The sequence below is a fragment of the Pseudomonas sp. 05N434 genome (genome assembly GCF_056396965.1).
The window spans coordinates 1-2955 of the sequence record NZ_JBFTMK010000598.1 but is presented as its reverse complement, the minus strand read 5'-3'; the positions used below and the strand labels follow the sequence as shown (position 1 = coordinate 2955).

4 protein-coding genes and 1 riboswitch are annotated in these 2955 nt (G+C 60.2%); of the genes, 3 read left to right on the top strand and 1 reads right to left on the bottom strand.

The window, feature by feature from the left end; all coding sequences use genetic code 11:
• Nucleotides 1-203 (bottom strand): hypothetical protein (locus AC1DLB_RS26555; RefSeq protein WP_477785962.1); only part of this gene is annotated, 203 nt, incomplete at its 3' end.
• A gap of 281 nt (nucleotides 204-484) precedes the next feature.
• A riboswitch (guanidine-I (ykkC/yxkD leader) is annotated at nucleotides 485-585 on the top strand.
• Between the two features lie 62 nt (nucleotides 586-647).
• Here AC1DLB_RS26555 and AC1DLB_RS26550 point away from each other — a divergent pair.
• The 3 genes from AC1DLB_RS26550 to AC1DLB_RS26540 form a co-directional block, all read left to right on the top strand.
• Nucleotides 648-1715, top strand: a complete 1068-nt coding sequence (locus AC1DLB_RS26550) for a putative urea ABC transporter substrate-binding protein (protein WP_018926799.1) — start codon at nucleotides 648-650, stop codon at nucleotides 1713-1715.
• A 17-nt stretch (nucleotides 1716-1732) separates the two neighbouring features.
• Nucleotides 1733-2548 carry an ABC transporter permease gene (locus tag AC1DLB_RS26545; protein ID WP_064619757.1) on the top strand — a complete coding sequence of 272 codons (816 nt, stop codon included), beginning with the start codon at nucleotides 1733-1735 and terminating at the stop codon, nucleotides 2546-2548.
• Between the two features lie 19 nt (nucleotides 2549-2567).
• Nucleotides 2568-2955, top strand: a 388-nt coding sequence (locus AC1DLB_RS26540) for an ATP-binding cassette domain-containing protein (RefSeq protein ID WP_477785961.1), incomplete at its 3' end; no start/stop codon positions are given.

Here is a 2955-nt window from a genome sequence, read left to right as displayed (position 1 = left end):
TAGCGAGGCCCACTGAAATAGTAGTAACGATAACCCCCGTAAAAGCGTGGGCCACCGTAGTAGTAAGGTGAGTAGTAATAGCCGGGGTAGTAATAAGGTGCCGGATAAACATCGGCGCCCCCTACATAGTAGTAACACCCGGACAGACCCAAACCAAAAAACACACTGAGCAGTATTTGGCGGAGCTTTTTCTGACAGAACATGGAGGCCTCCTGAAAGACCTGCAACGGCAGTCGAGTCACACCTGTTTTGACTTTAAAACAGGCACCGAGTGCCTGATCGCATCGACCTTCAGATCAGCGGCTAGCTGTCCTTCTACGGTGCATACCCATGCGCTGCGCACCATGACAAGGCAAAGCGCCCTCCCCTGTTTGTCTCGCCCTCCCTTCCATGCCCCCAGCCAGAGCGCTCAAGCCGACTTGGCACGGCTCTCGCTTAACCAAAGACGTGCAGGAGTCATCACAGGTTCGCGGCACCACAATTTGCAATGGCTGACTAGGGTTCCGGCTCGCAATCGCGAGTGACTGGTCCGAGAGTTGGCGACCTCCAGTTGAGGTTACACGGCGGGACAAAAGCCCGGGAGACAAGCCACCGTTCGCGGTGCCGCTGCCTTCCTGTCCGCCCTTGATCAACTGGAGAACCATCCCATGTCCCGACTTCGTTTACCCGCCCTGCTCGCCGCTGCTTTTGCAGCCCTCGTGAGCGTCTCGTCCCACGCCGCACAGAAAGACCATTTCAGCGTCTGCTGGACGATTTATGCCGGCTGGATGCCTTGGGAATATGCCGGCAGCCAAGGCATCGTCGACAAATGGGCGAAAAAGTACGGCATCAAGATCGATGTGGTGCAGCTCAACGACTACGTCGAATCCATCAACCAATACACCGCCGGCCAGTTCGACGGCTGCACCATGACCAACATGGACGCGCTGACCATTCCGGCTGCCGGTGGCGTCGACAGCACAGCGCTGATCGTCAGCGACTTCTCCAACGGCAACGACGGCATCGTGCTCAAAGGCGAAGGCAAGAAAGTCACCGACCTCAAGGGCATGGACGTCAATCTGGTGGAGCTGTCCGTGTCCCATTACCTGCTGGCCCGTGCTCTGGACTCGGTAGACCTTACCGAGAAAGACCTGAAAGTAATCAACACCTCCGATGCCGATATCTCGGCTGCCTTCAACACCGAACAGGTTCACGCCGTCACCACCTGGAACCCGATGCTCTCGGACATCAAGGCCAAGCCTGCGGTGACCGAAGTGTTCAATTCCAGCCAGATCCCCGGCGAAATCATGGACATGATGGTGGTCAACAGCGCCACCCTCAAAGACAACCCGGCTCTGGGCAAAGCCCTGACCGGCGCCTGGTTCGAAGTGGTCGCGTTGATGAACGCGAAAAACGCCACCAGCCAGGCCGCCCTCGAACACATGGCCAAAGCTTCGGGCACCGACCTGGCCGGTTTCCAGGCGCAACTAGACACCACCAAACTGTTCGCCACGCCCAAAGAAGCCCTGGCGTTCTCCACCAGCAAGCAACTGCCCGACACCATGCGCAAGGTCGCCGAGTTCTCGTTCCAGCACGGCTTGCTGGGTGAAGGCGCCAAGGACACCAGCGCCATCGGCATGGCCTTCGCCAATGGCGTGACCAGCGGCGATAAAGGCAACCTCAAGCTGCGCTTCGACCCGACTTACGTGCAGATGGCCGCCGACGCCAAGCTGTAAGACAGGAGGAGCTGGCCATGCGCCTGATCAATCGCCACCCGGATCGCCCGAGTCGCCTGCTGTTGGTGATCCTGCCGTTCGCCCTGGTGCTGTTCGCCTACTTCATGGGCTCGGCCGAACGGCTGATGGACAACCCCAACGACAAACTGCTGCCCAGTGCCGTGCAGATGACCGACGCGGTGAAACGCCTGGCCTTCACCGCCGACGCCCGCACTGGTGAATACCTGCTCTGGCAAGACACCGCCTCCAGCGTGCGGCGGTTGGCCATCGGCCTCGGCATCAGTGCGCTGGCCGGGCTGTGCCTGGGCATCGCCGCCGGTACGCTGCCGCTGTTTGGTGCGCCGTTGTCGCCCGTGCTGACGGTGCTGTCGATGGTGCCGCCGCTGGCGATCCTGCCGATTCTGTTCATCGTGTTCGGGTTGGGGGAGTTGTCGAAAGTGATGCTGATCGTGATCGGCATCACCCCATGCCTGGCCCGTGATCTGGAACAGCGCGCCCGGGAAATTCCGCTGGAATTGCTGATCAAGGCGCAGACCCTCGGTGCTTCAACCTGGACTCTGATGCTGCGCGTGGTGCTGCCGCAATTGCTGCCGCGCCTGCTGATCTCGTTGCGACTGATGCTCGGCTCGGCGTGGTTGTTTTTGATCGCCGCCGAAGCCATCGCCTCCACGGACGGTTTGGGTTACCGGATCTTCCTGGTGCGCCGCTACTTGGCGATGGACGTGATTCTGCCCTACGTGGCGTGGATCACCCTGCTCGCCTGGCTGATGGACTGGGGCCTCAAGCACCTGACCCAACGGGCCTTTCCCTGGCACCAAGGTGCCTCCAAATGAGTTATGAAGAGGCGCGGGCATGAGCTTCATCACAGTGAAAAACGTCTGGCAGCAATACGCCGATCAGGTGGTGCTTGAAGGGCTGAACCTGAGCGTCAACGAAGGTGAGTTCTGCACCTTGGTCGGCGCGTCGGGTTGCGGCAAATCGACCTTCCTGCGGCTATTGCTCGGCCAGGAACGCGCCAGTCGTGGCGAGATTCTGTTGGACGGTCAGGCATTGGCTGGCGAACCGGATTCGAGCCGTGGCGTGGTGTTCCAGCGCTATTCGGTGTTCCCGCACCTGACCGTGCTGGACAACGTCGCCCTCGGCCTCGAACTGCYGCGCTCGCCTTTACTGGGGCGGTTGTTCGGCAGCGCTAAAAAAGAGGCACACGAACACGCCTCAGTGTTGCTGCACAAAGTCGGCC